Source organism: Plesiomonas sp. ZOR0011 (assembly GCF_000800945.1).
GTDB lineage: Bacteria > Pseudomonadota > Gammaproteobacteria > Enterobacterales > CAMTGL01 > Plesiomonas > Plesiomonas shigelloides.
The window spans coordinates 13,105-33,309 of the sequence record NZ_JRKB01000026.1 but is presented as its reverse complement, the minus strand read 5'-3'; the positions used below and the strand labels follow the sequence as shown (position 1 = coordinate 33,309).

Below are 20,205 nucleotides of genomic sequence, written 5' to 3'. Positions count from 1 at the left end.
ATGCAGCATTCACACCCTTGGTGTCAGCGTTTGCTGACGCCGCTACCGGATGAAGCCATGCGCTGCGCCGTTGCCGCTGACGATCCGCTGTGGGAGAGCGTCGAGACCGAGTTAGTCAAACTCGGTTCTTTGGCGCACAGCCAAGTGGATTTACAGAAAGTGGCGGGCGCTTGTTTAACCTTACTGGAAACGCGCACCAAAGATATGCGGGTGTTGGCGCAATTGACCCGTTGTCTGCAGCACCCAGCTAAAGCCACGCCGTTTGCTACTGCACTGATGTTACTGGATTGCTGGGTCGAAGCTTATTGGGCATGTGCGTGGCCGGCCAGCGTGATGCAAAAACAGCGGGTGGTGAGCCAGATCATCAAGCGTTTTGAGGGAGTATTAGAGCGCGTATGTAGCGCGGCCTCAAACGCCGAGTTAACCCAGCTCTTGCAACTGAGCGAAGCGTTTGCCGAGCGTTGGAATGCATTAGCACCGGATAAAAGTGCGCTTTTAGATGAATTATTAGCGGGTTTACGCCGCGCGCAGCGACAAAAACACGAACAGGCGAAGGCTGATGCGGCGGCGACGCCCGCTGCATCAACGGCATCGTCAACGACATCGGGCCAGAATGCCGTGCCGGGTGGGGCGGCATCCTTGATGAGCGCCAGTAGCCAGCCGGCGATTGATACCTCGGATGAACGGGCTTGGCGTCAGACACAGTTGCGCGTCGCTGAGTTACTCATTGAGGCGCAGCCGAGTGCGGCAATCGGTTTTCGCTTACGGCGGAACGCACTGTGGAGTGGGATCACGGCCGCGCCCTTGGTGAGTCGCGGTCATAAAACCCAGTTAGCGCCGTTTTCTGCTGATATGGCGGATGAGTATCGCAGCGCACTGGCGCAAGCGGATCTGGCGCTATGGCAGAAAATAGAGCACAGCCTGACATTGGCGCCCTATTGGTTTGAGGGGCATTACCTCTCGGCACAAGTGGCGCTCAAACTCGGCTATACCGCCGTCGCGAATGCCATTGCTGATGAGGTGGGCGCGTTTTTGGCGCGCTTACCGACATTGCGCGAGATGACCTTCAGTGACGGCACCCCGTTTTTAAGTGCTGAATGTAGTCAGTGGTTGCAACCGGCCGCCAGTGTAGCGGGCGGCTCAGCGGATTTAGGCGGCGAGTTGCAGGCTTGCTGCCAGACACAAGGGCTGTCCGGCGCCTTGAGCATGCTGGATGAAAAAGTGCGGCAGCTCAAAGAGCCGCGCAGTCGCTTTTATCACCAGTTGGCCGGTGCTGATCTCTTGGCTGCAGAAGGGATGCCGCACTTGGCCGCCCAACAATATCAATCTTTGTGGCAGGAAACACAGCGCTTAGGACTGGCACAGTGGGAGCCTGGGTTGGTCAACCGCCTGGCACGTTACGCGACCCCGCGGTCGGCATGAGACATTCGGAGCTGAATGGATAGTTATGTTCAAAACTTTTTTTTCCCTCATTAAGCAAGTCATGTCCCGATTCCGGATCTCATGGATGGTGATCGGCGTAGTGCTCTGGGCGGTGACGCTCATGTTGGGCTGGTGGCTAGGCCCACAATTAACGCTCGGAGAATTTAAACCCTTGGCCGGTATTTGGCATCGGGTGGTGTTTACCCTGGTCTGGTTGTGGCTGATTTTTGGCGTCTACTCTTGGCAGATTTGGAAAAAGATGCAGCAGCTCAAGGCCGAGCGACAAGAGCAAGAGAGTGCCGAGGCCGATCCGGTTAAACCGCGTTTGGACGCGCAGCAGCATTTTCTCGATCGCTGGTTACAGGCGCTGCGTGAGCATCTTGGGCGCGGTGCGCTGTATGCCATGCCGTGGTATCTGGTGATTGGTTTACCGGGCAGTGGTAAAAGCAGTTTGATCCATCGCGCCAATCCGGCCAACAAACTCAATCCGCGTTTGGAAGCGGAGCTGCGTGATTATGCCGCCGATCAGCAGATTGATTGCTGGGTTGGGGAGCAGGCTGTGATGCTCGATCCGGATGGCAAATTGCTGACGCAAGCGCACAGCGGTGCGCAGGAGTCGGAGCGGGCAGATGAGCGTTTGTGGCAACACGCCTTGCGCTGGTTGAGTAACAATCGCCGTCGCCAGCCATTAAATGGCTTGGTGCTGACCTTAGATCTGGCGTGGTTGGCACAAGCTGGGGTCGCAGAGCGTCAGGCGTATGCGCAGATGATGCGCGCGCGTTTGCAGGATATCAGCTTACACATTAATACCCGTTTGCCGCTGTACATCACGCTGACCAAGCTGGATATGCTGCGTGGCTTTGATGTCTTGTATCAGCAGTTGGATAAAGAGGCGCGTGATGCCGTACTGGGGGTCACGTTCAGTCCGGATAGTAGCCAAGGCGATGAGTGGCTGCATGAGTTGGATAAGTTCTGGACGCAGTGGCTGGATCATCTAAACAACAACCTGCCGTCGATGATGTTGGATAAGCTCGATGCGGCGCAGCGCAGCACGTTGTTTGCGTTTGTGCGCCAGCTGGCGGGGCTGAAAGATTATGTGCTGGAAGTACTGGGCGACATCTTAACCGACAAAGAGCAAAAAGGGCTGTTGATGCGCGGGGTGTATATCAGCTCGGTGTATCAGCAAGGTGTGCCGTTTGATGCTTTCACGCAGGCGGCATCTAACCGTTATCAGTTGGCCGAGCCGGTGCATTCGGCGCTACGTGGTGAATCGAACGCCTTTTTTGTGCGTAGCTTGTTTGCCGACATCATCTTCCCTGAGGCGCATTTGGCCGGGGAGAACCGTCTGCATACCTTGTATCGCCGACGTCGGATGGCGATCGGGGTGGGTTCACTGTCGTTGTGTTGTGCGCTGCTGATTGCCGGTTGGCACCACTTTTACCGCGTCAATGAAGCGGCGGGTCACAATGTGCTGAACAAAGCGCAGGCCTTTACCGGTACCGGAGAGCTGACGGGGGAGCAAGGGTTTGGCTACAGCCAGTTGCCGCGCTTGAACTTGATCCGTGAAGCGACGCTGTCGTTTGGGGATTATCGCGATAAAACCCCATTGTTGGCCGATTTGGGTCTGTATCAAGGCGATCGGATCGGGCCATATGTTGAAGGCACTTATCTGCAGCTGCTGAACCTGCGCTTTTTACCGGCGGTCATGCAAGGGTTGCTGGATGATTTAAATCAGGCGCCGGCAGGCAGTGAGCAGAAACTGGCGATCTTGCGTGTAATGCGCATGCTCGATGATGCCTCTGGGCGGAATAACGCCCTGGTCGAACAGTTTATGGCTCAGCGTTGGCAGCAGGCATTTCCTGGTCAAGGGCAGGTACAAGAACAGCTGATGCAGCATCTGGATTATGCCCTGCAACACACCAACTGGTATGGCGCTCGGCAAAATAAAGATCAGGCCGCAATCAGTGCCTTCGCTCCGTTCAGTAAGCCGGTCTACGCCGCGCAACGTGAGCTGAGCAAGTTACCGATGTTCCAGCGTGTGTACCAAAGCTTGGTGGTGAAGGCCAACGATCAGTTAGCGCCCGATTTGGCCATTCGTGACGAAGTGGGTCCAACCTTTGACAGCGTATTTGTGCTGCGTAGCGATGACGCTGGCACCGTACCGCGCCTATTAACGTGGCCGGGCTTTAGCGAGTTTTTCTTGCGTCAGGATAAAACCCTGATGGATTTAACCGCCATGGATGTTTGGGTGTTGGGCCAGCGCCAGCAAGTCAGTTTGAGTGCGGCGGATCGTAAGGAGATCTCTCGTCAGGTCAATGATCGTTATGTGACCGATTACGTTAACCACTGGCAAAAAATGCTCAGCAGCTTGGATGTCCAGCCACTGAGTAGCCCTGAGCAGGCGCTGAACGTGTTGGCTGCGGTGATTGGCAATGATCAACCGTTCCAACGGGTATTGAGCGCGCTCAACAACAACACGCGAATTCGGCCGTTGTCGGAGGAAGAAAATGCGTTGGCGCAAGGGATCCCGAGCCGTATTGGTCGACCGTTTATTAACAGCAATGCCGCGTTAAGTGGTAATGGCGAGCAAGCGCCAGTGATTCAGGAGGTTAACCAAAAACTGACTGAGCTGTATCACTATCTGGAGCTGATTGTGAATGCCAATGATCCGGGCCAATCGGCGCTGAAAGCCGTGCAAGTTCGCCTAGGTAACAAGTATGCCGATCCGGTGTTTGCTCTGCAGCAGTATGCGCGCAGTCTGCCGGCGCCGCTGAATCGCTGGGTAGGGCAGATAGCCGAGCAAAGCGCTGCCTTGGTGGTGGATATGGCCATGTCATCACTCAACCAAGAGTGGCAAGAGCAGGTGATTCAGCCGTTTACCACCCTGCTGGCCGATCGTTATCCGTTTGATTTAGGGGCGGATAAAGATGCGCCACTTTCTGAAATGGAGCGTTTTTTTGCTCCTGGCGGCACGCTGGATAGCTTCTATCAAACCAACTTAAAACCGATGGTAGACAGTGGGTTAATGAGTAGCGAACAAGGCTCGCCGTTGCAAAATGAGCTGTTAAAGCAGCTGGAGCGCGCCAGCAAAATTCGGGAAACCTTCTTTAACGCTCAAGGCTATCTGGAAGTGCAGTTTGCGCTGGAGCCTATTGAGCTGACCGCTAATAAACGGCGCAGCGTGCTCAATATTGATGGGCAGCTGCTGGAGTATGCGCATGGCCGGCGTAGCAAAATCCCACTGATTTGGCCGAACACGATGCGTGATGGCGCTGAAAGCAAAATCACCTTGGTGCCAGCTAACCGTGAAAACTCGCCCCGCAGTGAAAGCTTTACCGGACCGTGGGCAATGTTCCGCTTGATGCAAAAAGGTGAGCTGACACAGGTGAATGCCGGCACGTTTGATGTGCGCTTCCCTGTCGACAAAGGCGCGATGACCTATCGGGTATACGCCGATGCTAGCCATAACCCATTTGCCGGTGGATTGTTCAATCAGTTCCGTCTGCCCGAATCACTGTATTAAGCCGTTACGGGGCCATCAGGCCCCGAAGTGACAGGACCTATTAAAGATGCAAGATGCACAACAGGCGCTGAAAGTCGGGCAAGACCCACGCATGCTGCCGGAATATGAAGCGCTGCGCGCGGAAATTAACAAACTGAGCCACGCATCGCGCCCCGATGTGGATTGGCAACGGATCCATCAGCTCGCCAGTCGCATTTTTGAGATTCACGGGGTGGATTTACAAACCGCCATTTATTTCACCTTGGCACGCGCACGCTTACAAGGGCTGCGTGGCTTTACCGAAGGTTGTGAGTTTCTGGCGAATCTGATTGTAACGCAGTGGGACACCTTCTGGCCGCCTCGACATCAAGAGCGCGCCCGGATCGAGATGCTGGATTGGTTCATTGCTCGGATCAGCGATGTGATGCGCCAATATCCGATTAGCCATGAAGACAAACGGCTGATTTACCGTAGTGAGCGAGCGCTGCAACTGATCAGTGAAAAGCTGCATACCTCGGGGCTGAGCCGTGTGCCGCGCATTGAGAATCTGCTGCATTTCGTCGAGGGCTATAGTCATCTGTTTGATGAGACCGAGATTGTGATTGTGTCTGACGAACAGATCAGCAAAGTCGATGACATGCAGGTCCCGCCAATGGTGTTCTTCAGCCCTGAGAGTGCGAGTGATGGTGCCGTGACGGTGGCACCAACCTTGCCACACGGCAGCATCTTGGTCGGCCGTGAAAAAGGGCAAGTGAAACCAACGGTACTCAAAATTGAGACCCAGCGTAAGCCAAAACCGGCATGGTTCTGGTTTGCCTGTGGCGCTCTGAGTTGTTTATTGCCCGCGTTGATTGCGTGGATTGGCTATGGCCAGCAAGAGAAAAAAGAGGCTGCGTTAGCACTGGTGCAGCCAGTGGCAATCCAGCCGTTGGCGCTGACCTATGACGATATTCGCCAAGCGCGATCTACGTTAGGTGAGCAGGCATTGCAGGGGATGGAGCGCCGTGTGTTATCTCGCTACCAGAGCCAATTGACGCAGGCTGAGCAAGCCTCGCCTTTGTATTGGTATCGCTATGGCGACAGCTTAAATCAGGCATTACAGATGCTGTATCCGGACTCTTTGGCCGTTAAAACTATGAACCAGCAATGGCAGGATGGCTTGCAAAAAAATCTCACCAATTTGCCATCGCTGGCCGATTACGATGCCGCTCGGGAAGGTGTTGATGCGTTATTGGAGCGTTTACAGGTACTCGAGAGTCAGCGTAAAAGCGTCAGTATTTCCTACCTCAAAACTCAGTTGTACGAAGTACAAAAGTCGTTGCTGACGGGAGCCCCGTTTGCACAGCGCTTGAATGCATTGGAAGCCAGATTGAGTGCGCAAGAGCCGATCAGTCAAGCCGATCTCAGTGCACTGGAAAGTGAGTTGAAAGCGTTCAGCGTGCGTTTGTATCAGTTGCAAAAAAGCCGCTCTGATAGCTAAAAGCCTCATTAACGGATCTGAAGATAAATAGGAGCTAACTATGTGTCCTTCAATTGTATTGCTGGGTGATATCGGCACCGATCATGACGGCTTTCATCCTTCTCCGGTGATTGCGGCCAGCCCTGATGTGTTCTTGGACAACAAGCCGGTGGCACGGCAAGGCGATGCCCTTGAGCCGCACGATAAACCCAATAATCCCCCCCATCCACGCAGTATTGCCGCAGGGGTGGGTTCAGTGTTGGTGAATGGCCAGCCAATAGCGGTTACCGGTAAGCCGGTCGATTGCGGAGGCGTCGTTATCGGATCTGGCAGTGGTCAGGCCGGCTGATAAGCGCGACAGAGAAGAGGATGGGTGATGACAGACAGTACGGGATTACAGTTTACGGTTAAGGTGGGCGCGCTGCCGCAAAACACCTTTGCCGTGGCGGCATTTGACTTGGATGAGCAGCTTAATACGCCGTTTTTGCTCAGCTTAGATTTAGCCAGTTTGCAACCGGATATCGATGCGGCAGACGTGTTGGAGCAGCCGTGCGAGCTGCTGATATGGTTTGATGGTGAGCTACAGCGCCGCGTGAACGGCGTGGTGAGTCAGTTCTCACAAGGTGATACCGGTTTTCGCCGTACTCGCTATCGCCTAGCGGTGCGCCCCGCGCTGTGGCGCTTATCGCTGCGCCATAACGCACGCATGTTTCAAGCCCTGACACCACAGGAAATCATCAGTATCTTGCTGCAAGAGGCAGGGGTGACTGATTATGCTTTTGCGCTCAAAGATAGCCATGCGCAGCGTGAATACTGCGTGCAATATCGCGAAACTGATCTGGCTTTTCTGGCGCGCTTAACTGCTGAAGAAGGGATGTGTTGGTATCACGAGTTTACCTCGGGCAAACATAGCGTGGTGTTTAGCGATCATCATGCCGCGTTGCAGCAAGGCCCCGCGCTGTTTTTCAATCTGGCTAATCAAGGTCAGCAACTCGGGCCGTTTGTGCGTCGCTTTCACTATGTGGAAGCGGTGCGTCCGGCGGAAGTTGAGCTCAAAGATTACTGCTTCAAAACGCCGGCTTACGCACTCTCTCATCGTCAGCAAGGCAGTGCTCTTGCGCATCAGCAAGACCACTACCAACATTTTGATTATCCCGGACGTTTCAAGCAAGACCCGAGTGGTAAAGCGCTGAGCGGTTATCGCCTTGATGCGCTACGCGCCGATGCTCTTCGGGGACAAGGTGAATCGAACGCGCCGCAGTTGCAACCCGGCATGGCCTTTACGTTAAACGAGCACCCGAATGCCAAATTCAACGTCGCGTGGCAAGTGGTTGGCATTCGCCATACCGGTCAGCAACCGCAAGCGTTGGAAGAAGAAGGCGGTAGTGAGCCAACACTGTATTACAACCAGTTTGCGGTGATCCCGGCGGACATGCCATGGCGTGGGTTGATGCCGCATAAGCCGATGGTTGATGGCCCGCAGATAGCGACCGTGGTCGGTCCGGCAGGTGAAGAGATCTATTGTGACAACTATGGGCGTGTACGGTTGCAGTTTCCGTGGGACAGATACGGCGCGAGTAATGAACAAAGTTCTTGTTGGGTACGTGTATCGCAAGAATGGGCCGGTGGACAGTATGGCGCCATGGCGCTTCCGCGCGTCGGGCATGCGGTGATTGTGTCATTTCTGGACGGCGATCCTGACCAGCCCATAGTGACAGGGCGAACCTACCATGCCACGCAGCGCCCAGTGTATCCGCTTCCACAACATAAAACGCGCACAGTGCTGCGGACGATGACTCATCAAGGGCAAGGGTTTAACGAGCTGCGCTTTGAAGATCAGGCTGGGCAGGAAGAGATCTATATCCATGGCCAGAAGGATCTGAACGCTCTTATTGAGCAGGATGCGGCTTGGCACATTACACATGATGAGCACTGCGCGATTGATAATGAACGCGTGACGCGGATTAAGGCCAATGATCACCTGACGGTTGATGTGCAGAAACGAGAGCACATCCAAGCTGATTACTCTTTGACCGTAGATACCAATATGCACCAAAAAGTGGGGCAATCCCTGTTGGTGGATGCAGGCACTGAAGTGCACATCAATGTCGGTGAGAAATTGGTATTAGAAGCTGGCTCGGAGCTGACGCTAAGTGGCGGCGGTAGCTTTGTGAAACTCGACCCAAGTGGCATCAAGCTGGTGGGCCCAGACATTAAGCTCAATGCAGGAGGAAGCCCGGGAGTGGGGGCGAGTTGGGCGGGGCAGGCTCCTGCTCTTCCTAAAGGCATTGGCGCGGAGAAGGCTCCAGAGCCGGTTGAGCTGATTAAGGCACTGCCTACGGAAGAGGCGATGGAGGCATTGCTCAAAGAACGGATGCTTAAAATGGATTATCAACCGTCAGTTTGATGGCTTACGTATAATATAGGGTTGAACAGTAAAGATGAAAATCGTCTACCCCATGCAGTTGGCGGGAGAGGGTACTCCCAAGGAAATTGCATCACTTGATGAGTTTATTAGCCAGCTCAATAAATTAAATAGTGGAACCTTCCCTATAGGACGTAATCGTATTTGGCATGGCGGAGTTCACCTCAGCGAAAAAGGGGGATGGCATTCAAGCGGTGCTGTTCGTGCTATTGCTGATGGAGAAATTGTTGCTTATCGTTTTGCGACTGAACCTGCTAAAGCAACGCGTAAATCTGAAGCTGGGGAGCCTGAGCACGAGATTGATTTGTATACCTCTCCTTCGTTTTGCCTAATTCGTCACCGCTATGAGGTGGGGGAGAAAAATAAAAACAGCTTAACTTTTTATAGCTTATACATGCATATAGCTTGTGAAAACAGCTATAGCGCTGAGCCTGAACGGTATGTAGTTGATGGTAATGACGTCTCTATTTATAAGGGATCTGCGGGGTTGCAGCTTAAGTCTGAAGATAAATTAGGCGTTGCGCGGAAAGGGGCTGAAGTTATTTTAGTGGATAGGAATAATTGGTCTGAGAGATACAACTTGCGCAATGAGCCTCAAATTTACCAATTGATGTGCTATGCCGAGCCCAAGGCCGGAGATCCTGAACTGTTTTATATTGCGGCAAAATATATCAAGGCCGAGTGTAAAATGAAACCTAACTGGCTGACTCCACCGGAAAGTAAGCCAGCTCGCTATACAGTACCTAATAATACATGGCTAAGAAAAACGGCGGACAGTACTGAAGAAAGTGCTGGAGTACCTGCCGGTAGTGAAGTTGTGTTGTTAGGTGAGCAACAGATGGTAACGATTAACGGTGGTCTCACTGATTTTCGTCAAGTTCAAGTGTTCAAAGTGGGGAGCGGAACCGTCAAGAATAGTGCTAATCAGGTGATGGCTAATGCTAGCAAGGGTTCGATTGGCTGGTTAGCAAAAAATAAATTCGGTGCGGCTTTAACCGCGGAATCTAGCATCCCGATTGAGTTTGATAAGGTTGTATTGCGCGATAGTAACCCAATAGCTGTCCAGGCTGGCGAGGTTATTGGCCATTGGGGTGAGCATCAAGTTGCAACGCTCAGTATGAGCGGATTTAGTATCGACCCTGATCAGAAGGCTGTGCACTTTGAAGTGTTTGTAGGTGAGAAAGATAAACGCGAAAAGCAAGAGCTTAACGATTGTATCCAGAATAAAGCACAGGTAACTGGAGGTCAGGATTATTTGGTTCTTAATAAGGATAAGGTTGTCACGTATCGTCTGATTAGCCATAAAAAACAATTAAGCTACGAGGCGCTAGCTAAATTTGGCCCATTAAACACTCCGTTGGCAGTAAAAAAAACTGATATTGTTACTCATGGAACGCAAAAGTTTGTTCGAGTGCGTGAGCGTGCAGCAGAAAAAGATGAGTTGGCTGGGGAGTTTGTCTTATTAGCGAGTGATGCGGAGTTACTCAGTCAACATGATTGGGGCAAGTTAGGGGTTAAACTCGTTGATGGTAGTAATGATCCTGATGGATTCTTAGATAAAGAAGATACAGAAGGCCAGGAAGGCGGCATTTTTTTTAGTACTCTTTATGACCGACTCATTATAGATAGAGATAATGACAATGTGCTGAGTGGCGATGAAATTAAGTCTGCATTAGCGGATGATGATTTGGCGAGCAAGCTGCGTCAGTTATTTATCAAACACGAAAGCGAATGGATAAAGCGCGAAAAAGGATGGCCTCGTCTTGAAAAGGAGTTAGCGAAGCAGCCTGAGCTGTATAAGTATGCAATGCAGGTACACAATAATATGGCTTGGGTTGAAGAAGCTAAGAGGATATTTGGTGGAAATAAAATGTGGTTTATTCATCCGGCAGGGATGATGGGGTTATTATCCCCGGAGCATTTAAATATCATAATGTGCCATAAATGTAAAAAAAATATATCACTGTCTTTTGAGTTTATGCGGTCATTCTCGCCATCATCTGTTTCTGATTCAAAACTTCATGATTTTATTGCTAGATGGAATGAGCATGCAATTGATTATGGCATTAACTCTTGTGAACAAGTCATCAATCTCTTGGGACAGGGGAAACATGAAACAAAACGATTTACAGCGTTCAGGGAATCTTTGGTTTATAGAAGTTACACAGCGGAGTCTTTATTCTCTATGGCTCCAACTGCCATCAACAATGGCTTCGCACGAAAAGGATTGAATTTATCAAGAAATGAGAAAATAGATTATATAAGACGCCATCTCTTGAATAATGATGCTGGATATGGGGAGCATGCTTTTGGAAGTAATGAGTTGCCAGGAAACGATTATAGAGGTCGCGGCCTGTTGCATTTAACGCATGCGGAGAACTATAGATTGTGCGCTATAGCAACAGGTTTAAATATATACTCTAATCCAGAGTTGGTTGAAAGTGATATGCCATCCATAGTGTTGTCAGGGTTTTGGTTTTGGAATTCAAAAAAATTAGGCTCTATCGCAGATAGTAATGTAAGTAATCTAGATAAAGTAAAGAAGATTACTAAGATTATAAATCCTGGACTAAAGGGCCTAGAGGAGCGAGTTGAATTTACAGAAGAAGCAAGAAAGCTTCATGTTAGGTTGTTTGGGGAGTGTGATAAATGATAATTTTATTTTTTCTATTTTTATTGTCGTTTCCTTGTGCTGCACAGTCAGAGTTCTCCATTCAGGGGGATGAAGGAAAACTGTTTTTCGTAGACCAGATTGATGATACTGTCGGCGATAATGTTATCGCGACATTTTTCGAAGATAATAATGGAAGGACGTATTTTGTTGATTATCTCCCTTATTTATCTTCTAAGGGTGAAGTACAAGATGTCTTTTATTTAAATACAGGGAAATTAACAAGTAGATACTTTGTTGTTCAACAATCACAAATAGACTCCGACACGGGAATGAATTGGCGAAATTATTTTAATGTTGTCGTATTTCATTATATTAATGGTAGGTTAGGTAAAGATGAAAAAATGACATCTTATTTTGGTTCTGGTGGGGATATTGTTAACCCTAGTGGTTCAAATAGCATAGTCTATTCCTTTCCATATAATGAAAAGAAAAAAATCATACAGGCAGTGTCTAAGCCAGCATTTGATTCGTGGATGAAAGGGGAAAGTGTAAAATTGAAAATAAAAGGGAAAAGTTATTTCTTTCCTGAACCGATGCCAATTAACAAAACTAAGTCTTATCTTGTAGAGGGTGATGTTGTTCTAAGGAAAAAACATGAGTCTGGTTGGGATTATGTTGTCTATAAATCAACTAAAGGTCGAGAATATTCTGGCTGGATGCTTTGCTCCTTAACAGGCAGTTGTTAAATAATACATGGGGCAATCCTAGATAACTAAGATGATCTAGGATTGTTCCATGAGGAAAAGTAGACTCAGTCAGTACAAGCAGGAGCGGTTACTTGAGCTGTTTATTGCAGGCTCCAGTGTTCGTATTGCCGCAGAGCTGGTTGGAGTCCACAGAAATACTGCCGCTTACTGTTTTCACTGACTCAGGGTATTGATAGCCGAGCACGTTGATAAGCACACTTGGTTTGAGGTAGTGACGCCAACTTAGTGGTAATTATGGGTATTGGATTTGGCGGCATAATGGCGGGGTTTACAAAAAGTTTAATGCCCGCGGAGATATAAATATTCTTGTTGATAATGGAAAAATAACGTTGGGTTAATATCTTTAGCTGTTAATGGTTGCGAGAGCGGACTTGCAGAGAGAGAATTACTTATCAAGAATAAAAAGTATATGGGGGTTGTTATAATGCTATCTAGGTGGTCGGGTGTCTATTTTTCTATTTTTATTTTAACTCCTTTTTTTGTGATGGCTCAGGTATGTACAGCAGAAAAATGTGATGGAGTTAAATTACCTAGCGTAGTAACTACATATATAGATCAAGGGTATTCTGAGATAAGAATATTGGACATTCTAAATAAAAGTACTTAATACTAACTAGTGCTGGAGATGTAAATAAGTGTTCTGTTTTATTTGAGGTAAAAGCAGACGTTGTTGATGAAGTTCCCATCAAATTCGGTGATGGAAAAATTTGTAACCTGTCTGTTGTTGGCAAGTATGTGACTAGCTCGTGGCGTGATAAAGGTATGTGGAATGAGGATGTGTATGAGATAGCCCATGATGGGAAATGGCATTTTCTTTTCAAAGATGAGTGTGTAGGCTGTCAGCAAGTAAAGCGAAGTTTATTTAAAAATGGTCAGTTATATAAAACACAGTTGCTATCTGATAGTGTTGACTTTTCTTCTAGAAAAGAACTTTCAGGTAAGGTTAACGTTGCAAAGGCATTTTTGTATGCTGCTCCAGATGATAAAAATAAGCTTAAGGCGTACCTTATTGAAGGTGATGTTTTTATGCTAATAGATATGTCTGATGATGGTGAATACTATAAGGTAGAGTATAAATCTTTATCTGGTAAAACTAGTTTTTATTGTATTCGGGCGGATGACTTTTTATTAAATTAAAAGCTTTAGGTGCGATGGTGAGACTCTATTTTAATCTCTAACTGATATATGGTGGATTTTCTGTGACTGTAGTCTCAGATTTATGTGTCTAGTTGAGGGTTTTATTTACCACTCATCTCCGCTTACAAAAGGTAACCTGCTGTTAATTTCGATGCTTTGTGGAGAGAAAAAAGTCAGTCTACTGTTTTGGCATCTGTGAGGTTAAGAGAAAAACGGAGTTCCTTATGAAGACCACGCTGCTTGCTGCGTTGATGACAGCGCTGTTTGCTGGACAGGTGTCCGCTTGTACCACCATTTTGGTGGGGAATCAGGCGTCGGCGGATGGCTCATTTATTGCGGCGCGTAATGAAGATTATTCCGCGACCAATGCCAAACACATGGTGATCCATCCGGCGGCACATCATCAGAAAGGGGTTTTCAAAGCACACGGTAATGATTTTACCTATCCGTTACCGCAAGAGGCGCTGAGCTATACCGCAATCCATGATTTTGATACGCAAGATAAATCCATGGGCGAGGTGGGCTTTAACTCTGCTGGCGTGGGAATGACGGCGACCGAAACTATCTATAATGGTCAACCGGTGCTGAAAGTTGATCCGTATGTGGAAAAAACGGGGATCACCGAAGACTCGATCCAAACCGTGATTTTGCCGCGGATCCATTCTGCACGTGAAGGCGTGGAATTGCTGGGAAAAATTATTGAGCAGCAAGGGGCGGGTGAAGGTTTTGGGGTGGCGTTTGTTGACCAGCACGATCTCTGGTATCTGGAAACCGGCAGTGGCCACCAGTGGATGGCTACTCGTTTGCCTGCGGATCAATATTTTGTCTCGGCTAATCAGGGCCGGTTGCAAAAATACGATCCGAAAGATACGGCAAACTATTTAGGCTCACCAACCTTGATTAGCTTTGCTGAGCAGCATGGTTTGTATAATCCACAGCAAGGGCCGTTTAATTTCCATCAGGTGTATTCACAGGATGTCGAAAACGATCTGACTTATAACTATCCTCGGGTTTGGACTTTACAGCATATGTTCAATCCGGAGCTGAAAACCACCATTACCGATGGCAAAAACTTCCCAGTATTCCTAAAACCGGCGCAGAAGATCTCGGTCGCGCAGGTTGAACAGGCGCTACGTAATCACTACCAAGGCACCAAACACGATCCGTATGCGAACAATAATCCAGCAGAGCCATATCGCCCGATTGCTGTGTTCCGTACACAAGAGTCGCATATTTTGCAGGTTCGCCCGAACTTACCAAAAGCCATTGGTGAGGTGGAGTATGTGGCCTACGGAATGCCAGCGCTGAGTGTGTACGTGCCGTATTACCAAGGTATTCAGCACTATTTGCCAGGTTATGATAAAGGCTCCGATCAGGCAGATAATGAATCGGTAAACTGGAAATACCGCAAACTGCAGACGCTGGTGATGCAAAACTACAACGCGTATGCTCCTGATGTGCAACGCGCTTATAAAGCGTTCGAAGAACAAACCGCTGCGCAGCAAGCAGCGATGGAGCAAGAGTATCTGAAGCTCTATAAAACCGAGCCTGCTAAAGCGCAACAAGTGCTGCAAAAGTTTGAAGATAAAACCATGCAAGCGGCGCTTGATTTAACCGATAAATTGACCAATCAGGTCTTTACTAAAATGACCCATGACACGGATATGAAGTACCACTTCGAGGGGGCGTGATCCGCGGTTATGAGTGTTTGATGTGAATTAATGCAGAAAAGCGGTGCTGAGCACCGCTTTTTTTGTGTCCGAAAGGCGGAGATGAGAGCGTGGCTTACTCTTCAATACGTAAACCGTAGGTTTTGAATTTCTCCAGCACCACAGCGATCTCTTCGTCTGACAGCACCGGCACAGGATCGGTAATTGCCAGTGTCGTGAGATAAAGGCGCGCTAATACTTCGACTTCATGTGCTAGCCACAGGGCCTTGGTTAGGTTTTCTTCGCAGGCGATCAGTCCGTGATGTTGTAGCAAGGTCGCTTTACGGTATTTCAGTGCTTTAATGACATGCTCAGACAGCTCCCGTGTGCCGAAGGTGGCGTAAGGCGCACATGGAATGCTGTTGCCGCCAGCGGCGGCAATCATGTAATGAATCGCTGGGATCGGGCGGTTGAGAATAGATACCGCTGTGCAGTGGATGGCGTGGTTATGCACCACGGCATTGGCATCAGGGCGTGTTTGATAGGCGGCCAGATGGAAGCGCCACTCACTCGATGGCAGCTTACCGGCTTCATGTTGGCCATTGCCATCAATATAGACAATATGATCTTCGGTCAATTGCTCGTAAGGAATGCCGGTTGGCGTGATCAGCATACCATCACGATAACGTACGCTGACGTTACCGGCAGTTCCCTGATTCAGACCCAGTCGGGTCATCTCCAGACAAGTAGCAATAATCTCACGAGCCAGTGTTGCTCTTTCCATGCGGTACCCCTTTTACGACGAGCGTCATCTATGTTCGGTTATATTCAATCAGTGATAGGCCATGCCGGATCACCGGTGCCGGTCTTGTGTGTGCGCTGGCGCGAAATAAAGCGATTTGGCAATACGTGACAATCGCGCCAGATGAAAGCGTTAACGATTACTGTGTTTCGATATTTCGTTTTGGATTTTAATTTCGATAACTCGTTAAATACGTCTGCTTCTTTATACCCATATCTATCTGTGAGTCTCGATAGAGGCAGTGAGTAAATCGTTGTTGAGTTATCTTCAGCTTAATATCGTTTGAATTGAATTTTTCGCGTTTATTTTGTGACATTCATCAATAGGAATCACTTTCTTTAAAGTAAACCCTATGTTTAATCGGGGGTTATTTTGTCCGTTTGTTTTGTTGGGTCGCTAAAACGGGCATTAAATATGTACGTGGCTGTATGAATGACCGTTTTTGATTATTACGCGCTTATTCGGTCATGATGTATTTGGTATTTGTGTTTTTTCTTTAGGGAACGAATCAAACGGGCAGCGGTTTATGTGGCGATAAAGTGATTAATTTCACATTTTAACCCGATGATAGGAGGCGATGTGAGCCCAGTCATATTTTATTCGTGTTAGGTCTTTAAATTAATTGTCAGCAACACCCGCAAGCAGAAAGAAAAGCTAAATCCGAGTGAGGATTTTTTATCGCACGGATTGTTAGATCGCGAATTTTTTTATGGCATCACTAGTGTGGTGTCATAAATAAATCAGATTGTGTGATTTAACAGCGATGTGATGAGGCCTGAATCAGGATTATGAAAAAATCAGGTAAGAAGCGTATTACAGGTAGCAAACTCTGTGGCATAACAGCGCTGTTATCTGGCTGATGTTACTGAGCTTGTTGCTTACGCTTGGCGTTGAGAGGTCGGCTTAATCTGCTCTTAGCGTAGCGCTGAAAATGGGCCAATGACGTTAATTTGCAGCGCATTATGGTGGGCGAATGGCTATTCATCCACAGGCGTATTCTGGCGTCAGTAGTAGAAAGAATAATGCATTGCATTGCGACCAATTCCTTCTGAACTGCGGGACATCCCTACAGTCATGTTCCTGATTATTGCTCGGTTTGACCGTAATAAATAACAGCATGACATAAAAATAATGATGCCCTACCCGATAACCAATGGAGTGTTAGCCATGTCAGAAATAACGACCAAAAGCACGGAGGCTGCGGACATTATTGCCGGTAATGCACCGTCAGCCGAGGTGGTGCCTAAGAATATTCTGATCCCGTTTATATTACTGACCAGTTGTTTTGCATTGTGGGGACTGGCCAATAATATGACCGATGTGCTGATTGCACAGTTTCGAAAAGTATTTACCTTGACGGATATGCAATCTGGTTTAGTGCAGACAGCTTTTTATGGTGCCTATTTTTGTCTGGCTTTACCCGCTGCACTCTTTATTAAACGATTCAGCTATAAAGCCGGCGTGCTATTAGGCCTCGGATTATTTTGTACTGGCGCATTGTTATTTTATCCCGCCAGTCAAATTATGGAGTATGGCCCATTCCTGATGGCGCTGTTCGTGCTGGCCGGTGGCTTATCGATTCTGGAAACCAGTGCCAACCCCTACATTATTGCGATGGGGCCACAAGAAACGGCCACTCGCCGTTTGAATCTGGCGCAATCGTTTAACCCAATAGGCTCTATCACCGGAGTCTTGATCGGTAAGTTCTATATTTTGTCGCAACTGCACCCCGCAACCGATGCTGAGCGTGCGGCCATGTCGCCAGAGGCGCTCGGGTCTATCCAGTCGGCTGAATTGTCGGCGGTGATGGGGCCGTATGTGGTGGTGGCGCTGGTCATCATGCTGGTGTGGCTGGCCATTGCGTTTACTCGCATGCCGGTGGCCAGTGATACCGGTGGCAGTGACCAGAGCCTGAAGAGCAGCTTTGGGCGCTTGCTGGCCAAGAAATACTTTGTGCGCGGTGTGCTGGGGCAATTTTTCTATGTCGGCGCGCAGATTGGTTGTTGGTCTTACACCATCCGTTACGTGATGACGGAAATGGGTGGTAACGAGGCGGATGCATCTACCTATCTACTGGTGTCGATCGTGCTGTTCTCGGCCTCACGTTTTGTGTGTACCGCCATGATGAAGTTTATCTCACCTGCGGTGCTGTTGGGGTTACTGGCTTCTCTGGCGTCACTCAGTTTACTGCTGGTGATGTTTGTGGGCGGGATGACCGGCATTTATGCGTTGGTTGCGGTATCTGCTTGCATGTCTTTGATGTTCCCTACCATTTTCGGTTTGTCAGTGCACGGCCTGGGTAAAGACACTCAGTTTGGTGGCAGCTGCTTGATTATGGCCATTTTGGGCGGCGCGGTACTCACAGCGATTATGGGTCAAATCTCCGATATGGCCGGGATCCGGATGGCGTTTGTTATCCCGATGCTGGGCTTTATCTACCTGATTCACTTTGGTTTTAAAGGCCACAAGGCCTAAGAGGGAAGGGGCCTGCCGGTCAGGCCTTTTCTTGAGACGCATTAACAATCATTTTCATAACGCGATTCTGACAGCAGGCCGGCCAAGGCCGCCCTGACTTGCTTAGCCGATTACATGAGGTAACCCGATGAAAACGAAATTAAGTCTGCCAAAAGTAGGGATCCGTCCGGCGATTGATGGCCGCCGCATGGGGGTGCGTGAATCACTGGAAGAGCAGACCATGAGCATGGCACACGCCACCGCAGCACTGATCAGTGAAACGTTGCGCCACCCTAGCGGTGAGCCGGTTGAGTGTGTGATTGCCGATACCTGTATTGCTGGGCTGGCCGAATCCGCGGCCTGTGAGGATAAATTCAGCCGCCATAATGTGGGCCTGACTATTACCGTGACGCCGTGCTGGTGCTACGGCAGCGAAACTATCGATATGGATCCGCAGCGCCCGAAAGCCATTTGGGGCTTTAACGGCACTGAACGGCCGGGGGCGGTCTATCTGGCCGCGGCGCTGGCGGCGCACAGCCAAAAAGGGATCCCAGCCTTTTCGATTTATGGCGAAGATGTACAAGATGCTGGCGATAACAGCATTCCGCAGGATGTGCAGGACAAACTGCTGCGCTTTACGCGCGCGGGTTTAGCGGTGGCCGCCATCAAGGGCAAGAGCTATCTGTCGCTGGGCGGTGTTTCGATGGGGATCGCCGGTTCAATTGTCGATCATGATTTCTTTGAGTCTTGGTTGGGGATGAAGGTGCAGGCGGTGGATATGACCGAACTGCGTCGCCGTATTGATCAGGGCATTTATGACGAAGAAGAGTTGGCGTTGGCGCTGTCATGGGCGGATCGACACTTCCGCTATGGGCCGGATCTGAATAACGAACAATATCGCCGTTCGCCGGAAGATAACTACCAGGTGCTGCGCGAAAGTCTGCTGATGGCGATCTGTATCCGCGACATGATGCAGGGCAATCCGAAGTTAGCCGAAAAAGGATGGGGTGAAGAGGCGCTGGGGTATAACGCAGTGGCCGCCGGTTTTCAAGGTCAGCGTCACTGGACCGATCAATACCCGAATGGCGATACCGCCGAAGCGTTGCTGAACAGCGCGTTTGACTGGAATGGGGTGCGTCAACCGCTGGTGGTGGCGACCGAAAACGATAGCTTAAATGGCGTCGCGATGCTGTTTGGCCATCAGCTGACCGGTACGGCGCAAGTGTTTGCCGATGTTCGGACGTATTGGTCACCGGAGGCGGTGCAGCGTGTAACTGGCCAACCGCTGACCGGTCTGGCGGAAAACGGCATTATCCATCTGATCAACTCCGGCTCGGCAGCGCTGGATGGAACCTGTCGTCAGCAAGATGCGGAAGGGCGTCCCACTATCAAGCCGCATTGGGAGATTAGCCAAGAAGAAGCGGATGCGTGCTTGGCGGCGACCGAATGGTGTCCGGCGATCCACGAATATTTCCGTGGCGGCGGCTTCTCTTCTCGCTTCCTGACCCGCGGTGGCGTGCCGTTTACCATGAGTCGCGTCAACTTAATCAAAGGGGTTGGGCCGGTTCTGCAAATTGCCGAAGGTTGGAGCGTCGAGCTGCCGGATGAGATGCATGACATTCTGGACAACCGCACCAATGCCACTTGGCCGACCACCTGGTTTGTACCGCGGCTGACTGGGCAAGGGCCATTCCGCGATGTCTATTCGGTAATGGCAAACTGGGGTGCCAACCACGGTGTGCTGACGGCCGGACACGTGGGCGCTGATTTGATCACATTGGCCTCTATGCTGCGCATTCCGGTTTGCATGCATAACGTGGCCGACGAAGCGATTTATCGTCCATCCTCGTGGGCGGCGCATGGCATGGATAGCGAAGGCCAAGATTATCGCGCCTGCAGTAACTACGGTCCGCTGTACAAATAAGGGCTTTCCTTTGCGCTTACGTTGAAATTACCTCAGTGGGCGGCTATGCC

The 20,205-nt window shown here is 49.7% G+C and carries 12 protein-coding genes and 1 pseudogene; 12 read left to right on the top strand and 1 reads right to left on the bottom strand.

Going from position 1 to position 20,205, the window contains the following annotated elements; all coding sequences use genetic code 11:
- From tssA to L975_RS04760, 10 genes and pseudogenes are all read left to right on the top strand, one after another.
- Complete coding sequence (gene tssA, locus L975_RS04800; RefSeq protein ID WP_047707462.1) at window positions 1-1,422, top strand: type VI secretion system protein TssA; 1,422 nt, start codon at window positions 1-3, stop codon at window positions 1,420-1,422.
- An 85-nt stretch (window positions 1,423-1,507) separates the two neighbouring features.
- On the top strand, window positions 1,508-4,945 hold the full coding sequence (gene tssM / locus L975_RS04795) for a type VI secretion system membrane subunit TssM (RefSeq protein ID WP_230400780.1): 3,438 nt from the start codon (window positions 1,508-1,510) through the stop codon (window positions 4,943-4,945).
- A 46-nt stretch (window positions 4,946-4,991) separates the two neighbouring features.
- Window positions 4,992-6,404, top strand: coding sequence for a VasL domain-containing protein (locus tag L975_RS04790; protein WP_047707459.1), 1,413 nt, complete (start codon window positions 4,992-4,994; stop codon window positions 6,402-6,404).
- Between the two features lie 40 nt (window positions 6,405-6,444).
- Window positions 6,445-6,732 carry a type VI secretion system PAAR protein gene (locus L975_RS04785; RefSeq protein WP_010862294.1) on the top strand — a complete coding sequence of 96 codons (288 nt, stop codon included), beginning with the start codon at window positions 6,445-6,447 and terminating at the stop codon, window positions 6,730-6,732.
- Between the two features lie 27 nt (window positions 6,733-6,759).
- Window positions 6,760-8,790: a type VI secretion system tip protein VgrG gene (locus L975_RS04780; RefSeq protein ID WP_047707458.1), complete on the top strand. Its 2,031-nt coding sequence runs from the start codon at window positions 6,760-6,762 to the stop codon at window positions 8,788-8,790.
- 34 nt (window positions 8,791-8,824) lie between these two features.
- A complete protein-coding gene (locus tag L975_RS04775; protein ID WP_047707457.1) occupies window positions 8,825-11,461 on the top strand; it encodes a glycoside hydrolase family 19 protein in 2,637 nt (878 codons plus the stop codon).
- A complete protein-coding gene (locus L975_RS04770) occupies window positions 11,458-12,168 on the top strand; it encodes a hypothetical protein (protein WP_039045454.1) in 711 nt (236 codons plus the stop codon). The genes L975_RS04775 and L975_RS04770 overlap by 4 nt, the downstream gene beginning before the upstream one ends.
- 49 nt (window positions 12,169-12,217) lie before the next feature.
- Window positions 12,218-12,346 (top strand): annotated as a pseudogene (locus L975_RS18065) (IS1595 family transposase); the annotation flags it as partial.
- Window positions 12,347-12,951: 605 nt separating this feature from the next.
- Window positions 12,952-13,326, top strand: a complete 375-nt coding sequence (locus L975_RS17905) for a hypothetical protein (RefSeq protein WP_052181278.1) — start codon at window positions 12,952-12,954, stop codon at window positions 13,324-13,326.
- Window positions 13,327-13,550: 224 nt separating this feature from the next.
- Window positions 13,551-15,017: a C69 family dipeptidase gene (locus L975_RS04760; protein ID WP_039045453.1), complete on the top strand. Its 1,467-nt coding sequence runs from the start codon at window positions 13,551-13,553 to the stop codon at window positions 15,015-15,017.
- Window positions 15,018-15,111: 94 nt separating this feature from the next.
- Here the strand turns inward: L975_RS04760 and fucA are convergent, their stop codons facing one another.
- Window positions 15,112-15,759, bottom strand: coding sequence for an L-fuculose-phosphate aldolase (gene fucA, locus L975_RS04755; RefSeq protein ID WP_010862289.1), 648 nt, complete (start codon window positions 15,757-15,759; stop codon window positions 15,112-15,114).
- Between the two features lie 1,185 nt (window positions 15,760-16,944).
- Between fucA and fucP the strand changes: the two genes are divergently transcribed.
- Window positions 16,945-18,252, top strand: coding sequence for an L-fucose:H+ symporter permease (fucP, locus tag L975_RS04750; protein WP_010862288.1), 1,308 nt, complete (start codon window positions 16,945-16,947; stop codon window positions 18,250-18,252).
- A 127-nt stretch (window positions 18,253-18,379) separates the two neighbouring features.
- Window positions 18,380-20,155 carry an L-fucose isomerase gene (gene fucI / locus L975_RS04745; protein WP_047707455.1) on the top strand — a complete coding sequence of 592 codons (1,776 nt, stop codon included), beginning with the start codon at window positions 18,380-18,382 and terminating at the stop codon, window positions 20,153-20,155.
- The last annotated feature ends 50 nt before the right edge of the window (window positions 20,156-20,205 follow it).

Coding starts and splice junctions, on each gene's coding strand:
- tssA (WP_047707462.1), top strand. CDS start 1: ATGCAGCATTCACACCCTTGGTGTCAGCGTTTGCTGACGCCGCTACCG.
- tssM (WP_230400780.1), top strand. CDS start 1,508: ATGGTGATCGGCGTAGTGCTCTGGGCGGTGACGCTCATGTTGGGCTGG.
- L975_RS04790 (WP_047707459.1), top strand. CDS start 4,992: ATGCAAGATGCACAACAGGCGCTGAAAGTCGGGCAAGACCCACGCATG.
- L975_RS04785 (WP_010862294.1), top strand. CDS start 6,445: ATGTGTCCTTCAATTGTATTGCTGGGTGATATCGGCACCGATCATGAC.
- L975_RS04780 (WP_047707458.1), top strand. CDS start 6,760: ATGACAGACAGTACGGGATTACAGTTTACGGTTAAGGTGGGCGCGCTG.
- L975_RS04775 (WP_047707457.1), top strand. CDS start 8,825: ATGAAAATCGTCTACCCCATGCAGTTGGCGGGAGAGGGTACTCCCAAG.
- L975_RS04770 (WP_039045454.1), top strand. CDS start 11,458: ATGATAATTTTATTTTTTCTATTTTTATTGTCGTTTCCTTGTGCTGCA.
- L975_RS17905 (WP_052181278.1), top strand. CDS start 12,952: ATGTGGAATGAGGATGTGTATGAGATAGCCCATGATGGGAAATGGCAT.
- L975_RS04760 (WP_039045453.1), top strand. CDS start 13,551: ATGAAGACCACGCTGCTTGCTGCGTTGATGACAGCGCTGTTTGCTGGA.
- fucA (WP_010862289.1), bottom strand. CDS start 15,759: ATGGAAAGAGCAACACTGGCTCGTGAGATTATTGCTACTTGTCTGGAG.
- fucP (WP_010862288.1), top strand. CDS start 16,945: ATGTCAGAAATAACGACCAAAAGCACGGAGGCTGCGGACATTATTGCC.
- fucI (WP_047707455.1), top strand. CDS start 18,380: ATGAAAACGAAATTAAGTCTGCCAAAAGTAGGGATCCGTCCGGCGATT.